This window comes from Streptomyces sp. NPDC044002 (genome assembly GCF_056434525.1).
In genome coordinates this window covers 28,821-42,622 of sequence record NZ_JBWKEZ010000044.1, presented here as the reverse complement: position 1 = coordinate 42,622, position 13,802 = coordinate 28,821, and the positions used below count along the sequence as shown (strand labels likewise).

Below are 13,802 nucleotides of genomic sequence, written 5' to 3'. Positions count from 1 at the left end.
CGAGGAGCCGCTGAGCGGGATCCGGGCTGCGGACTGCGCGACCACGAGCGCTACCAGGACCTGTCCGGCGCCTGCCGCCGGCCACAGCCAGATGCCGACCGGCCCGGCCGTCCTCAGCACGTCGTCGTACGTCCCGAAGATGCCGACCGCCACCGAGATGAAGGAGAACGAGATCGCGAACACCTGGCTTCAGCTCCTGGCGGTAGCCCGCCATTTCGACGGAATCGCCGCCGTCCACGCCGCCCTCACCGTTCCGGGGAGCCTTCGGCACCTCCGCCGCCTCATCCCTCCTCGGCCGCCCGGCTTCTCAGGACAGCGGCAGGCCCCGCTCAGTCTCCGCCTCCCGGCCACCGCATACCGGGTCTGCCGGCCGACGCACGCGACCAACCGTCCCAATGGACGCCTCGTCCCTTGACCGGGGGTCTCAGCTGCGTGCGGACCGGTTCTCTCCAGTGTCCAAAACCGCCGGGAGGCGTTCGTCAGGGAGACAACGTGTGGTCAAGGAACGGATGGTGGCGGAATGTCGGACACGGCGAAGCGGCGCATCTTCACGATGCTGGACACCGATGCCGACGGAGTGATCACTCACGACGAGTACCTCACGCGGGTCGACCGCGCGGCCGCCGCCTGCGGCCGCGCACCGCACCACCCGCTCGTCACCGTCGCCCGCGCGGCTCACGAAGAGGTGTTCCGGCAGATGGACGCCAACGGCGACGGGGCCGTCACCTTCGAGGAGTACAGCACCTGGGCCGGACACGACGCCTTCGAGGAGTCCTGCCGGCCCGCCCTCGGCTCCCTCTTCGACCTCGCCGACCTGGACGGCGACGGGCACCTCACCCTCGACCAGTTCACCCGGCTGCGCACGGCCACCGGCAACAGCCCCGAAGGCGCCCGCGCCGCGTTCACCGCCCTCGACACGAACCACACCGGCACGGTCGGCCGGACCACCTACCTGGCGGCGATCCACGACTACCTCACCACCGGCGCCTCCCCCATGGCCAGCGCCTACCCCACCGCCCACCCCGACCCGGCCGAACTTCCCGTCCCCTGAAGGGAGCACCTGCCCTGGACCGGGCTCGGGCCACGTGCACCCTGAAACCCGCCCTGCGCACCGGTCGTGGTCAGGCGAGTCGGCTGCGGAGCCGGGCGTGCAGCTCCGCGACGGCCGCGTCGGCTGCCGGGGAGACGGGGGCGAGGTTGAGGAAGCCGTGGACCAGTCCGTCGTAGGTGCGGGTGAAGACGTCCACGCCCGCCCGGGTGAGGGCGGCGGCGTAGGCGTCGCCCTCGTCGCGCAGGGGGTCGTACTGGGCGGTGGCGATGACCGCGGGGGCGAGTCCGGAGTGGTCGGCCGCGCGCAGCGGGGAGACCTGGGCGGAGGACCGTACGTGCAGGTCGTCACCGGCGTAGAGGTGCTGCAGGTCGAGGACGTCTTGGTGGCTCAGGCCGTATCCGGTGGCGTTCTGGGTGCGGGAGGGGTGGTCGCCGTCGAAGTCGGTGGCGGGGTAGGCGAGGAACTGGGCGGCCAGGGGCCGGTGTTCGTCGCGGAAGGCGAGGGCGACGGCGGCGGCCAGGTTGCCGCCGGCGCTGTCGCCGGCCAGGGCGAGGCGGTCGGGGCGGGCTCCGTAGTCCTCGATGTGGTCGGCGATGTGGCGGGCCGCGGCGAGGCAGTCGTCGTAGGCGGCGGGGAAGGGGTGCTCAGGGGCCAGGCGGTAGTCGACGGCGACGACGACGGCCTCGACGTCGCGGCACAGCCTGCGGGTGACGTCGTCGTGCGTGTCGAGATCGCCGGTGACCCAGCCGCCGCCGTGGAAGAACACCACGGTGGGGACCGGACCGGCCGCCGCCGGCCGGTAGACGCGTACGGGGATGTCTCCGGCGGGGCCGGGAACCGTGGCGTCCGCCACCGATCCGACCTTGATCGGTTCGGCTCCGGGGAGGCCGACGCTCAGTTCCCGGTTCCTGGCGCGCAGCACGGCGGGATCGGTGTCGAGGACGCGCGCGGCGGGGTGGGCGTTGAGCTGGTCGAGGAGGGGCGCGAGGGAGGGGTCCACGGGCATGGGGGTGCCTTTCGTGTCGTGCGGTCGGCTGTCGGTGGGGAGGGGTGGGTCAGGGGCGCAGTACGAGGCGGACGGGGGCGTCCTCTTTGGTGCGCAGGCGTTCGACGGCCTTGGCGGCGTCGGAGAGGAGGAGTACGTCGGTGATGGAGCGGGAGAGGTCCAGTCGGCCGCCCTGGGCCAGGCCTGTCAGCTGCGGCACGGCATCCTCCGCGGAGCCGTAGTGGCCGAGGATCTGGTGCTGGAGGTAGCTGAAGAGGGTGCCGTCGGTGACGGTGAGCGGCTGGTCGGTCATGCCGACGAGGACCAGACGCCCCTTGGGGGCGAGAACGGTCAGGGCCTGTTCGCGTACGGCCGGGACGCCGGCGAAGTCGAACGCGGCCGCCAGGCCGCGGCCGTCCGTGGCGGCCAGGGCCTTCTCGCGCAGGCTCGGGTCGGCCGGGTCCAGGGCCAGGTCCGCGCCGAAGCCGAGTGCGCGGTCGCGGGCGGCCGGGGCGGGGTCCACGGCGACGATCGGGTGGGCGCCGATGGCGCGCAGCAGCTGCACGGCGTGTGCGCCGAGGCCTCCGATGCCCCAGACGCCGGCCGCCTGGGCCGGGCGTACGTCCGCGGTCGCCGTGATGGCCCCCCAGGGGGTGGAAACGGCGTCGGGGATGATCGCGCCCTGCTCGAAGGGGATCGAGTCGGGCAGGGCGACCAGGGTTGCGGTGGAGGCGAGTGCGTATCCGGCCCAGCCTCCGTCGTAGTCGACGCCCCGGGTCAGGACCCGGCCGCCGCGCACCTCGCCGGCCTGGAGGACGACCCGGCGGCCCGGGGTCCAGCCGGTCACCTCCGGTCCGCACTCGGCGATGGTGCCGGCGACCTCGTGTCCGAGGGTGACGGTGTCGCCCTGCAGGTGGGCGGGGGTGAGGGTGCCGTCGATGAGGTGGACGTCGGACAGGCACACGCCCGCCGCCTCGACCTTGACGAGTACCTGGCCGGGGCCGGGGGTGGGGACGGGGACCTCTTCGACGGTCAGGGTTCGGGAGGGGATGTGGAGGCGTGCGGCACGCATGAGTTCCATTGCTGGTGATCCTTCTCCGGCTGTGGCACGGCGAGCCCGGGGCGCGCCGACGGGGCGGTGGCCGACAGGGCCGTGGCCGACAGGGGCAGGGGGCGCCCGACCGGGGGCGAGCGGGTGCCCCACGAGCTAACGCAAGTCGACTTGCTTTCCAACGTACGCCGAGCCGTCCTCTATCGCAAGAGACCTTGCGATAGGCTGGCCGGGTGACGAGCGAACAGGGCGAGGAGACGGGCGCACCCCAGGCGCCGCCGCTGAGACGGCGCGGGGAGCGGATGCGCCAGGCGGTCATGGGCGCCACCGTGGACCTGCTCGTCTCCCAGGGGCTGGCCGCCACCACCGTGGCCTCCGTGGCGCGCGCGGCCGGCGTCCACGAGACCTCGGTGTACCGGCGCTGGAAGACCCGCGAGAACCTGCTCTTCGACGCCCTCGCCACGCACACCGAGCAGGCTCTGCCCGACCCCGACACCGGCACCGTCCGCGAGGACCTCTACGAGCTGTTCACGGCCCTGACCCGGTTCTTCGCCACACCCGTCGGCACCGCGCTGCTCCTGCTGGGAACGGTCCGCGAGGAGGGGGCCCTGGAGGAGGGACGGCGCGCGTACTGGCGGGCCCGCCTCGAACGGGCCGAAACCCTCGTCCGGCGCGGCATCGAGCGCGGCGAGCTGGCCGCCGGCACCGATCCACACCTCCTCGTGGAAGCCGTCACGGGCCCGCTCCTCGCCCGGGTCCTCCTGACCGGCGAACCGCTCGACGCAGCCGTGGCCCGGCGCCTCGTCGACCTCGTCCTGGACGGCTCCCGGCCCTGAACAGCGCACGTGGCCGGTGGCGTGGTCGGGCGGGCCGACTCCGATCAGGCGGCTTCAGGGGCTGAGCGTAGAAGGCGCCGACGTCACCCGTCCCGTAGTACCGGCGCGGGCCGCCCGTCCGGAAGCGGCCTGGCGGATCATGGAGACTCATGTCGTTGCCGGGGGGCGCGGCGGCTGGTGGATGGAGGGTGGGAGGGGCATGTCGTACGGGGCCGAGTTGTCTGCGAACGCTGCGCGGGAGACGGGGGCCGCCCCCGTGTGGGTCCTCTTGGGGCCTGCGATCCGGGGCCGGATCGGCACGCTGTTGTCACGGTGTTTCACCGAGGTGTTCGGACTGGGCAGTACCGTCCTCACCGAGCAGCTCCTGTTCGGCGTGGAAGGTGGGCGGCTCGTCCTGCGCGACCTGGCGGGACGGGAGATACCCCCGCCCCGGGTCGCCTTCACCCGGCTGGCCACCGACCGCATCTCCTCCGACCGGGAGATCACCCTCCTGCGGCACCTGGCCGCCATGGGGGTTCGGGTCCTCAACGACGCCGGCTTCTACGCGGTCTGTACCAACAAGTACCAGCAGTTGCAGTCGCTGGCAGTGGCCGGGATACCGGTCCCCGACACGCACACCCACGCCGACGCACCGCTCCCCGAGGTCGTCCGGGGGCGGCCCGACCGGCCGACGGTGGTCAAGGCGGTGCGCGGGAACCGGGGCAGCCGGGTCTTCCTCGCCCCGGACATGGAGCTCATGGCGGACCTGTCGGGCAGCCTCCGGCAGGACGTCCCCTACCTGTTCCAGGAGTACCTGCCGTCCTCCAGGGGCCGCGACCTGCGGGTGGTGGTGGTCGACGGGGAGGTGGCGGGGGCCGAGGTCCGCACCAATCCGACGGGCGGGTTCAAGTCGAACCTGGCCCTGGGCGGATCCGCCGACCCGTGCCCGGGACGGTTCCCGGACGGGGAGGACCTGGCCGTCCGCACCGTGAAGGCGCTCGGTGGGCACGTGGCCGGGGTGGACCTGCTGTTCGGCCCGGACGGTTTCGTGGTGTGCGAGGTCAACCCCTGCCCGAACTGGACCGATGTCCTTCCGGGCGTCGCCCCGGCCATCGTCGACGCCTGCCGCGCTCACCTGGCCGCCTGAACCACCCTCGTTCCGGGGCGCCCCGACGGGGCCCTCAGGACACGGGAGCGTACCGGGCCAGGCGGGCGGCGAGGAGCTCCTTCACGCCGGGCCAGTCGGAGCGGATGACGGAGTACAACGCGGAGTCCCGCACCGAGCCGTCCGCGGACAGGAAGTGGGCTCGCCGCACCCCCTCGAAGGACGCTCCGAGCCGCTCGATCGCCGCGCGCGAGCGGGCGTTGCGGACGTCCGCGTGCAGGGAGATCCGGTGCACGTCCCAGTCGTCGAAGGCCAGGGACAGCAGCAACGCCTTCGCCTCGACGTTGATGCCCGTGCGCTGCGCCCACGGCGCGAGCCACGTGGACCCGATCTGGCCCGCGTCGGGTATCCCGTCGGGATTGACGTGTCCGGGGCGTGGGGGCCACACCCCGGCGTGCCAGTACTCCAGGTCCCGCAGCCGGCTCGTGCCGGCTATCCGGCCGTCCCGTGCGCGTACGAGGGTGTAGGTGACGGCCAGACCGGACTCCTGGTCGAGGCGGGCACGTTCGACGTAGCGGTGGACGGCGGCGGCGTCCGCCGGAACGTAGGTGTGGCCGTACGTGGTGCGGTCCTCGGTGGCGGCTGCGAGCAGCCCCGGGACATGGGCGGGGGACATCGGCTCCAGCCGCACCAGGCGACCGGCCAACAGAAGAGCGGCGGGCATGATCCCATGATCACATTGCCGCCCGGTCCCGGGGCGGACTCCCGCGCATGGACCGGGGGGCCGGGAGGATCGCGCAGGCCTTCGTGTCCGGCCCGGTGCTGTGCCGGTCCGTCCGGAGCGTAGGGTCGGCACTCCGGCGTGCCATCGGCTGACCGTGGACCCGCTGCCGACCGGCTGGACGATCCGCGATCGTCGGCCGCACCGCACCCGGCGGTTTCGTGTTCGTCGCCCCTGACCGGCTCTCCCCCGGCGTCCGCGGTCTCCTCACCGAGGCCCGGCGGCGTACGGACGCGGTGATCGCCTCCCTGCTGGAGCGGGTGGAGGCGCACTCGGCGCACGTCCTCGCCTACCAGTGGGGCTGGTCGGACTCCGAGGGGCGGGCCGTGCCCGAGGGCGGACGGGGAGGGGGGAAGGCGGTGCGGGCGGCGCTCGTCTTCGCCGCCGCTCGTGCCGCCGGCCGTCACGACACCGACGAGGAAGCGTTGTTGGCCGAGGGGGCGGCGGCAGTGGAGCTGCTCCACGCGCTCTCCCTCCTCCACGACGACGTGATGGACAAGGACGAGGTGCGCCGGGGCCGGCCGGCGGCATGGCGCGTCTTCGGGCCCGACGCCGTGGAGGCGGCCGTCCGCATCCTCACCCCGCACGCCCTCGACCTGGTGTTCGCAGGCGTGCCCGAAGTGCCCGGACGGGCTGCCTGCCCCAGCCGTCCGCCGAGGCTGCGTGCGGCCGTGCGGGCCGCCGGCCTGCTCGGTGACGCGCTCGTACGCCTGGGCCAGGGGCAGGCCCTCGACCTTGCCCTGGAGGACGAGCCGTGCCCCGATGCCGCCGCCACCCTGCGTGTGCACGCGGACAAGACCGGTTCGCTGTTCGCGTGTGCCTGCGCCTTGGGGGCCACCCCCGAAACGGCCGGTGATCTGGCCGCCTTCGGGGAACACCTCGGCATGGCCTTCCAGATCGTCGACGACGTCCTCGGCATCTGGGGGGACCCTGCCGTCACCGGCAAACCGGCCGGCGCCGACCTGACGGCCCGCAAGAAGTCCCACCCGGTGGCCGTCGCCCTGGCTCCGGACCCGGCCCGCAGCGGCACGGCCGTGCCCCGCCGGCTGCGCGAGCTGTACGCGCTGTCCGGACCGTGGACCGCGGCGCAGACCGGCGAGGTGCGGCAGCTCCTCGACCGGAGCAGCGCCCGGGCCGTCTCGGGCGCGGCCGCCCGAGCGCACGAGCGGAAGGCGCTCGCCGCTCTCGCGCGGGTCTGCCCGCCGTCCGAGGAGGCGGGAGCGGACCTGCGGGCACTCGCCGCCTTCGTCATCGGCCGCTCGTACTGATCACCCGTGCGCGTGGGCCTGCCGTGGGCCCCCTTCCCGTGCCCAGGGGGCCGGGCGGTCGAAGGCGTTGGGCAGGCCCGCCGCGTGCAGCTCGTCGTCCAGGCCGTGCAGCCGGGCGAGTTCCGCGGGGTGGGAGCGGCCGTGCACGACGCACTCGGGTGCCCGTACGCCGGCCGTCGCGAGGAGGGCGTTGACGTTGACGGCCGCCTTGGCACTTTGGTCGGCGGCCTCCATGGTCGCGAGGTTGAGGTCGACATCGACGTGGTCGCCGGCCTGGAAGAGGTTGGGGACCCTGCCCGCAGGGCGGGGGCGCCACCTGCGTGAGCCGGCCGTGCCGATCAGCAGCGGCTCCCGGTTGTGGGCGAGGCCTCCCGGTTCCGTCGGCCAGGTGATGGCCGGGTCCGTGAAGCAGGAGTGCACCAGGTCCGGGGACAGCAGTTCCCGGCCCTCCCGTCGCAGCGAGTCCGTCAGCTGGTGCCACACCTCCCTGACCGCCTCCTCGCGGGTGCACGCGCGGGCCGGCTTCCCGGTCAGCGGGCCGGGCACGTCCCACGCGGAGACGTCCACCGAGAGGCAGTCGCGCACCGTCCCGTCGCCGTACCGCTCCGGGAAGTCGACGCCGGACCAGAACTGGGCCTGGGCGATGGAGGTGAGGGCCCACGGCGAGTCCACGTGGATGACGTGGCCCCGGACGAGCGGCGTGGGCTCGCGGAGGAAGAACTGCACACCGGTCATCCAGTCCGTCTCGAGCCGGTCCATGCCGGCCAGCGACTCGTCCAGTTCGCACACCTCCGGCCCGAGGGTCCGGACCGCTGCTTCGGCCGGGACGGCGCAGACGAACCAGTCGGCCTCGATCTCGCGCAGGGCCCCGGACGGGGTGCGCACGGCGGCGGCCCGTACCGCGCCGTGTGCCGTCAGCAGCCGGGTGACCCGGTGGCCCACCAGGAACCGGACCCCGAGCCCGACGAGGTGGTCGGCCCAGGGGCCGATCCACGCCTCCGTGGTGGGCGCGTCCAGGACCCGGTCCGCCTCCGCGTGGCCGGCGCCGCCGAGCAGTCCGGACCAGAACTCGACCTGGGTGCGGCCGATGAACGCCACGCTGGCCACCTCGGCTTTGGCCGCGACGAGCCCCAGGCAACAGGGCGGGCACCCGCCGCAGGGCGGACCGCCTTCCGGGCGCAGGGGGAACGACCCGGCGGGGAGCGGTGAGCCTGTCGGTCATGGCGGAGCCTTCCCCGATTCGTCGGTGTCGCTCCTTCGACCGACGGCGCGGGGCGAAATCATCGCGTGCCGCGAGTGGTTCAGAGGGCGAGCGGAGGCGGTGACCACGGGTCGGTGCGTGGTTTGGCGGAGGTGATGCCGTAGTCGGGCTTGAGTTCCTCGGGGATGGCGTACTGCATGACCCGGCCCCGGGTGAGGGAGCTGAGCTCGAAGCGGGTCGTGAGTTCGCCCAGGCGGTCCAGGGCCCAGGCACCCAGGGGTGAGGCGTCCTCGATGCGTTCCAGGAGGCCGAGGAGCGTGGGGGTCAGGGTGACGGCGCGGTCCCACGCGGATCGGGGGACCTGGAGCCAGTCGGCGCTGGTGTCGCCGATCAGGAAGCGGATCAGGGCGGCCACGACCGGGTCGAAGAGGGTTCCGGGGACGACCTCCTCGTACAGGTCGATGAGCTGCTTGGTCAGGAGCACGCCCTCCGCGGAGGGCCCCATGTGCCGGGCCATGTAGCGGTCGGAGAACTCCCGGGCCTCGTCCAGGTCGGCCGGCATCTCCGGCAGTTCGATCCCGAGGATGGCCCCGACCACCCGCCAGGCGTAGAAGTAGGCTTCGGCGCCCTCGTTGGACATGTGGATGCCCATCCGGTGCAGGGCGTCGAGCACCTGCACGGAGAACATCATCTGTCCCCCGATCATGTCCTCCTGGCAGATCGGCACGCCGAGCGCCGCCTCGTCCCAGCGCCCCTCCCGCCGCAGGTGGTGGCGGATGGAGGCGTGCAGCAGCCTGACCTTCTGGGCTGCGGGAAGGAAGCGGCCGCCGGCCTCGAAGGCGTCCGGCCGCATCAGGTAGAGGGTGAACTGTCCGGTCTCGGCCATCCGCTTCGACGGGTAGGCCAGTGAGTGCGTCGCGCTGAGCAGCTTGGCGATGTGCGGGACGACGTAGCAGGCGGGCATGGAGGCGAAGGACAGTGCGGTGGAGATGTGCACGTTGTTGTCGATGAAGAAGAGCCGGGCCTTCTCCATCTGGTCCCAGTCCACCCAGGAGGGCGGCGTCGCCGTCGCCTCCAGGTACGCGCGGGCCTCGGCCGGGACGTCGTCCGGCAGTGGCCGGCCGCTCTGGGCGAACCACCGCATCAGGGTGTTGAACTTGCCGACCTCGCCGCGCTCGAAGAGCGTGGCGACCACGGAGTCGGCCATCGGGTCGCCGAGCAGCCGCAGGGCATCCATCCGCTCGGGGGTGTACGTCATCGGGTCCTCAATCGACGGAGGGGGCTGGGGGGGGTTGGGGGGCTGGGGAGTCAGGAAGTCCGTGCGGTGACGGCGGTGACCAGGTCGCCCAGAGCGGCGGCAGCCTGCGCGGGGAGAGCGGCCCGGGCCAGGGCGCTGCGGGCGGCGCCGGCGCGTTCCTCGATCAGCTCCTCGACCCGGGACCGGGCGCCGGAGCGGGTGAGCAGGGCGCGCAGCTCGTCCAGTCGGTCGGCGCCGGGGCCGGGGTGGCGCAGCAGTTCGTGCAGTCTCGCCCGGTCGGCAGGGCCGGATCGGGCCAGGGCGAGTGCGAGCAGGGCGGTGGGCTTGGCGCCGACCAGGTCGTCCAGGTTGGACTTGCCCGTGCGGGCCGGGTCGCCGAACACGCCGAGCAGGTCGTCACGGAGCTGGAAGGCCTCGCCGAGGGGCAGTCCGTACGCCGTGAGCGCGTCGAGCAGCTCCGGGGGCGCACCGGCCAGCAGGGCGCCGAGGTGCAGCGGGTGCTCGACGGTGTACTTGGCGGTCTTGTAGCGGACGATCTCCAGCGAGCCGGCCTCCGAGGGAGCGGCCCGGGTCCGGAGCACCTCCAGGCATTCGCCTGCGATCAGCTCCCGGGCCAGGGTGGCCCAGAGCGGGCGGGCCCGGGCCAGGTAGCCGGCGGGCAGGCCGCAGGAGGCCAATAGCTGGCCGGACCAGGCCGTCAGCAGGTCGCCGACGAGCATGGCGAGAGCCCGGCCCGCGGCCTCCCGGCCGGGGCCCTCGGGCACGGCGCCGCGAAGTGCGAGGTGGGCGGTGGGCAGGCCCCGGCGGACGGGGCTCTCGTCGATCAGGTCGTCGTGGACAACGGCCGCCGCGTGCACCAGTTCCATCGCGCAGGCGGCCCTTACCATGGCCTCGCTGTCGGGCTGACCGGCCGCTCGCCAGCCCCAGTAGGCGAAGGCCGCCCGGAGCCGCTTTCCGTCTGCCACCGCGGCGGTCAGCTGCTCGGCGACCGGCTCGAGTTCGGGGTCGATGGCGGTCAGCAGGGCGGTCTCCCCGGCGACGAAGCCGTGGAGCGCGCCGTCGACGCGGACCTTGAGGCCGCCGTCCCAGGCCGCTCCGCTGCCGGCCTCCCTCACCCGCCCGCGGCCCTCTGGTAGGCCGCCGAGCGGCGGGCCACCGACTCCATGTGGGGCTCGGAGCCGGTGGCCAGGCGGCCGAGCAGCAGCTCGCCCCGGGCCCTGAGGTCTTCCTGGCCGTCGGCCACCATCTCGTGCAGGTCGGACCGGCCCAGGGTGCCGCGCAGCCGCCGTAACAGCCCCTCGGCCTGCTCCAGCCCCAGGTCCACCACTCCGGCGAGGAGTTGGACCGCCTCCGCCCCGCGATCGGCCGGCCTTCCGCTGCCGTCGGCTGTCACCACGCCGCTGTCTCCGTCCACCTCGACAGGGCAGGATGCGCCCATGAACGGAGCCAGCGTGTCAGCCCGGCCGGGGCCACGGAAGTGACCTTGACCGTTCCAGGTGAGGACAAGGCGAAGCCGCAGCGCCGGGCGGCACCGGCGTGCTAGGGCCTGTCGTCAAACTCCCGTCCTCGCCCGAAGGGCGGCCTCGCGGCGTCTGGTGCGTGCTCTCGGCGTGCCGGGCGGAAGCCCGCGTACTGGACGTACTTGGGCTTTCGCCCGGTGCGGCGAGAGCGCGTGCCAGGCGTCGCGGGGCAGGCGGGAGTTTGACGACAGGCCCTAGGGCCGCTCCGACCGTTGGTCTCGGGGATCTGGCCCTGCCGGGCGATGGCGTCGGCCACTGCCCACCGGATAGGCCTTCGGCACTGCCGTCCCTCCATCCGATGCACGCCGCCGCGCTGGGTCCGCGGGAATGGGCCGCCTCGGGCGGACGGGGGTCGGGCCTCGTCTCCCTTCGAACGGGCGCGCAGGAGCCTGCGGGCCGATGTTCGGGCCCTGTGGTGGAGGGCCCCATTGCCACCTGCCACGACACGGTCCATGCGGTCCACAGTCACTTTGCTCCCCACAACTCACTTGATTTCATGGGTCGTTATAAGATCCGGCCGTGAGCGGACGACGGAACCTCGCCGACGGTCGATACGTGCTGGAGACCGAGCCGATCGGCACGGGCGGGATGGGCTCCGTCTGGCGAGGGCACGACCGCAAGCTGCACCGCACGGTCGCGGTCAAGGCGCTCCACCTGCCGGGTGACCTCAACGCCGAGGAGCGGGCCGGGCTGCGGAGGCGTGCGCTGCGCGAGGCCAGGGCGATCGCCCGCCTCGAACACCCGGGCATCGTCGCGGTGCACGACGTCCTGGAGGAGGACGGCCAGCCGTGGATCGTCATGCGCTTCGTCGCCGGGCGCACGCTCGACCAGGAGGTCGCCGCCAACGGCCCGCTGAGTCCGCAGCGGACCGCCGAATTCGGCGAGCGGTCACTCGACGCGCTGTCGGCAGCGCACGACCAGGGTGTTCTGCATCTCGCCATCAAGCCGCAGAACGTGCTGCTCGACGACAAGGGCCGACCGGTGCTCACCGACTTCGGAATCGCGTCGGTCACCCACGCCACCGCGCCCCAGACGAAGGCTCTGCGGGGCACCGTCGGTTATGTCGCCCCGGAGCGGCTGGCCGGATCCGAGCCGGGTCGGCGGCGGATCTGTGGTCCCTGGGCGCCACGCTCTACTTCGCCGTCGAGGGACGGCCGGCGTTCGCCGCCGATAATGTGGCAACCGCGCTCGCGGCGGTCATGACCCGTGACCCGGAGCCGATGACGCGCGCCGGAGTGCTGGCACCGACAATCGCGGGCCTGCTGACGCGCGATCCCGACCTGCGCCTGGACGCTGCCGGCGCCGGTACGGGGCTGCGCGCCGCCGCTGCCACGACCGAGATCGCTCCGCCCGAGGACGGCCCGCGGACAAGGGACCTGCCCCCTGAGGCGGCCGGCCCGCCGCGCGGATCGGCTTGGAAGCACAGGAGGGTCGTGGCCTCCGCGGCGCTCTTCCTGCTCACAGCGGTCGCCGCTGTCCCGTTCGCGCTCTGGCACGGCCGCGGAAGCGCCAGACAGCAGCCGAGCCGGGCGAATTCCCCTGCCGCACCCTCCCCGACTCCCAGCGCGAGCTCCACGCCGAGCCCCAGCCCGAGCCCGAGCCCCAGCCCGACGCAGACGGTCACCGTGCGGTACGACAAGATCCCCGAGATTTGCGCCAAGGTGGGCAGCCGAGCCGGCGCGGTCATTCCCAGTATGGACACCGGCAGGGAAGACGACCGACTCGGCGCCCGGCGCCAGCCTCTTCGCCGGTATAGCGGGGTCACGCGACTGCCGGTGGAGCACGGAAGGGTCCTGGTCCAACCACCCCTGGGCCGCCGACGTCAGCGTCAAGACTCTCCGGTTCTCGTCCGGCGCCTTCGGATCTGCGGCCTTCGAAAAGGAGCGCACGGGCACCTTCTACAAGAACGCCGTTCGGCTGCACGACTTCGCGGACGACCTCTGCGTGTCCAACCCGACGGGCACCGACTACGGGTACGCCCACGTGATGTTCCGCATCGACAACCTACTCGTGCAGGTGTCCTACGAGATGGTGACCACCACGGGCTCGCCCGCGCCCGCCGTAGCGCGACCACGCGGCCTGGACATGGCGAAGTACGTGTACGAGGTATTGACCGCCGGCTCCTAGAGGAGCAGCACGGCGGGCGCGCCGGCATGGCCGGGCGCAGACCACCCCGGCAGGGGCCCTCCGCGTCCTCGGCCAGGGCCGGTACCGGGAACTTCGGGAAGTAGATCGCCGACAAGTCGGATCTGCCGGCCCACCGCGTCGCAGATCCGCGCGGTGAAGGTGCATCAGCCTTCCGGATGCCCGTCGTAGACGCGGATCTTGTACTCGGTGGTCTCCAGCGCCAGGCCGAGCTCACGGATCTGCCGCGTGATGCGCTCTCGCTGGTCGACCATGATGCGGCGGCGTTCCGGGATGGTGCTCGGGCCCTGCTCGACGAGCAGGATGCAGCGCTTGAGGTCGGACATGGTCATACCGGACAGGCGCATCCGCGTGAGGAAGACGAGGCGGCGCAGGTCGAACGCGGAGTACTCGCGGTACCCGGAGGCGTTGCGGGCGGGCCGCACGAGCCCCTCCTGCTCGTAGTACCGCAGGGTGTGTGTCGAGAGGCCGACGAGCCGGGCGGCCTCGGCGACGCTCCTGGGCGTCGCCGAGGCCTCGGTCGTGGCGTCGTCAAGCAGCGCGTGCAGCGCATCGATCGCCGACGAGGATGACGCTTCGCCGGCAGCGAGGATCTGTTCGATCAGGGCTTCAGTGGCCATGG

14 protein-coding genes are annotated in these 13,802 nt (G+C 73.1%); 6 read left to right on the top strand and 8 right to left on the bottom strand.

What is annotated here, in order from left to right; translation table 11 throughout:
• The first annotated feature begins 520 nt into the window (after positions 1 to 520).
• The gene (locus AC07A6_RS28055; RefSeq protein WP_478778989.1) at positions 521 to 1,051 is read left to right on the top strand and encodes an EF-hand domain-containing protein; all 531 of its coding nucleotides are present in this window, start codon (positions 521 to 523) and stop codon (positions 1,049 to 1,051) included.
• 70 nt (positions 1,052 to 1,121) lie between these two features.
• Here the strand turns inward: AC07A6_RS28055 and AC07A6_RS28050 are convergent, their stop codons facing one another.
• Both AC07A6_RS28050 and AC07A6_RS28045 read right to left on the bottom strand, forming a co-directional pair.
• Positions 1,122 to 2,057 carry an alpha/beta hydrolase gene (locus AC07A6_RS28050; protein WP_478778988.1) on the bottom strand — a complete coding sequence of 312 codons (936 nt, stop codon included), beginning with the start codon at positions 2,055 to 2,057 and terminating at the stop codon, positions 1,122 to 1,124.
• Positions 2,058 to 2,106: 49 nt separating this feature from the next.
• Entirely contained in the window at positions 2,107 to 3,117 is a 1,011-nt protein-coding gene (locus tag AC07A6_RS28045) for a zinc-binding dehydrogenase (protein ID WP_478778987.1), read from the bottom strand.
• Positions 3,118 to 3,389: 272 nt separating this feature from the next.
• Here AC07A6_RS28045 and AC07A6_RS28040 point away from each other — a divergent pair, with 272 nt between their 5' ends.
• Together AC07A6_RS28040 and AC07A6_RS28035 are read left to right on the top strand one after the other, a co-directional pair.
• The gene (locus AC07A6_RS28040) at positions 3,390 to 3,923 is read left to right on the top strand and encodes a TetR-like C-terminal domain-containing protein (protein WP_478779019.1); all 534 of its coding nucleotides are present in this window, start codon (positions 3,390 to 3,392) and stop codon (positions 3,921 to 3,923) included.
• A 217-nt stretch (positions 3,924 to 4,140) separates the two neighbouring features.
• Positions 4,141 to 5,049, top strand: coding sequence for a RimK family alpha-L-glutamate ligase (locus AC07A6_RS28035; RefSeq protein ID WP_478778986.1), 909 nt, complete (start codon positions 4,141 to 4,143; stop codon positions 5,047 to 5,049).
• 34 nt (positions 5,050 to 5,083) lie between these two features.
• Here AC07A6_RS28035 and AC07A6_RS28030 read toward each other — a convergent pair whose 3' ends face one another.
• Positions 5,084 to 5,731 carry a GNAT family N-acetyltransferase gene (locus AC07A6_RS28030; RefSeq protein WP_478778985.1) on the bottom strand — a complete coding sequence of 216 codons (648 nt, stop codon included), beginning with the start codon at positions 5,729 to 5,731 and terminating at the stop codon, positions 5,084 to 5,086.
• 218 nt (positions 5,732 to 5,949) lie between these two features.
• Between AC07A6_RS28030 and AC07A6_RS28025 the strand changes: the two genes are divergently transcribed.
• Positions 5,950 to 7,056, top strand: coding sequence for a polyprenyl synthetase family protein (locus AC07A6_RS28025; protein ID WP_478778984.1), 1,107 nt, complete (start codon positions 5,950 to 5,952; stop codon positions 7,054 to 7,056).
• Here AC07A6_RS28025 and AC07A6_RS28020 read toward each other — a convergent pair whose 3' ends face one another.
• From AC07A6_RS28020 to AC07A6_RS28005, 4 genes are all read right to left on the bottom strand, one after another.
• Positions 7,057 to 8,154 (bottom strand): FAD-dependent oxidoreductase, encoded by a 1,098-nt coding sequence (locus AC07A6_RS28020; RefSeq protein ID WP_478778983.1) that lies wholly within the window; start codon positions 8,152 to 8,154, stop codon positions 7,057 to 7,059.
• Between the two features lie 203 nt (positions 8,155 to 8,357).
• Entirely contained in the window at positions 8,358 to 9,515 is a 1,158-nt protein-coding gene (locus tag AC07A6_RS28015) for an oxygenase MpaB family protein (RefSeq protein ID WP_478778982.1), read from the bottom strand.
• A 50-nt stretch (positions 9,516 to 9,565) separates the two neighbouring features.
• Positions 9,566 to 10,630: a polyprenyl synthetase family protein gene (locus AC07A6_RS28010; RefSeq protein WP_478778981.1), complete on the bottom strand. Its 1,065-nt coding sequence runs from the start codon at positions 10,628 to 10,630 to the stop codon at positions 9,566 to 9,568.
• Entirely contained in the window at positions 10,627 to 10,911 is a 285-nt protein-coding gene (locus AC07A6_RS28005) for a polyprenyl synthetase (RefSeq protein WP_478778980.1), read from the bottom strand. The genes AC07A6_RS28010 and AC07A6_RS28005 overlap by 4 nt, the downstream gene beginning before the upstream one ends.
• Positions 10,912 to 11,554: 643 nt before the next feature.
• On the opposite strand from AC07A6_RS28005, the gene AC07A6_RS28000 reads away from it, so the two are divergent.
• Both AC07A6_RS28000 and AC07A6_RS27995 read left to right on the top strand, forming a co-directional pair.
• Positions 11,555 to 12,238: a serine/threonine-protein kinase gene (locus tag AC07A6_RS28000; protein WP_478778979.1), complete on the top strand. Its 684-nt coding sequence runs from the start codon at positions 11,555 to 11,557 to the stop codon at positions 12,236 to 12,238.
• 741 nt (positions 12,239 to 12,979) lie between these two features.
• Positions 12,980 to 13,162 carry a hypothetical protein gene (locus tag AC07A6_RS27995; protein ID WP_478778978.1) on the top strand — a complete coding sequence of 61 codons (183 nt, stop codon included), beginning with the start codon at positions 12,980 to 12,982 and terminating at the stop codon, positions 13,160 to 13,162.
• A 164-nt stretch (positions 13,163 to 13,326) separates the two neighbouring features.
• Here AC07A6_RS27995 and AC07A6_RS27990 read toward each other — a convergent pair whose 3' ends face one another.
• Positions 13,327 to 13,800 carry a MerR family transcriptional regulator gene (locus AC07A6_RS27990; protein ID WP_478778977.1) on the bottom strand — a complete coding sequence of 158 codons (474 nt, stop codon included), beginning with the start codon at positions 13,798 to 13,800 and terminating at the stop codon, positions 13,327 to 13,329.
• Positions 13,801 to 13,802 lie beyond the last annotated feature (2 nt).

Coding starts and splice junctions, on each gene's coding strand:
- AC07A6_RS28055 (WP_478778989.1), top strand. CDS start 521: ATGTCGGACACGGCGAAGCGGCGCATCTTCACGATGCTGGACACCGAT.
- AC07A6_RS28050 (WP_478778988.1), bottom strand. CDS start 2,057: ATGCCCGTGGACCCCTCCCTCGCGCCCCTCCTCGACCAGCTCAACGCC.
- AC07A6_RS28045 (WP_478778987.1), bottom strand. CDS start 3,117: ATGGAACTCATGCGTGCCGCACGCCTCCACATCCCCTCCCGAACCCTG.
- AC07A6_RS28040 (WP_478779019.1), top strand. CDS start 3,390: ATGCGCCAGGCGGTCATGGGCGCCACCGTGGACCTGCTCGTCTCCCAG.
- AC07A6_RS28030 (WP_478778985.1), bottom strand. CDS start 5,731: ATGCCCGCCGCTCTTCTGTTGGCCGGTCGCCTGGTGCGGCTGGAGCCG.
- AC07A6_RS28015 (WP_478778982.1), bottom strand. CDS start 9,515: ATGACGTACACCCCCGAGCGGATGGATGCCCTGCGGCTGCTCGGCGAC.
- AC07A6_RS27990 (WP_478778977.1), bottom strand. CDS start 13,800: ATGGCCACTGAAGCCCTGATCGAACAGATCCTCGCTGCCGGCGAAGCG.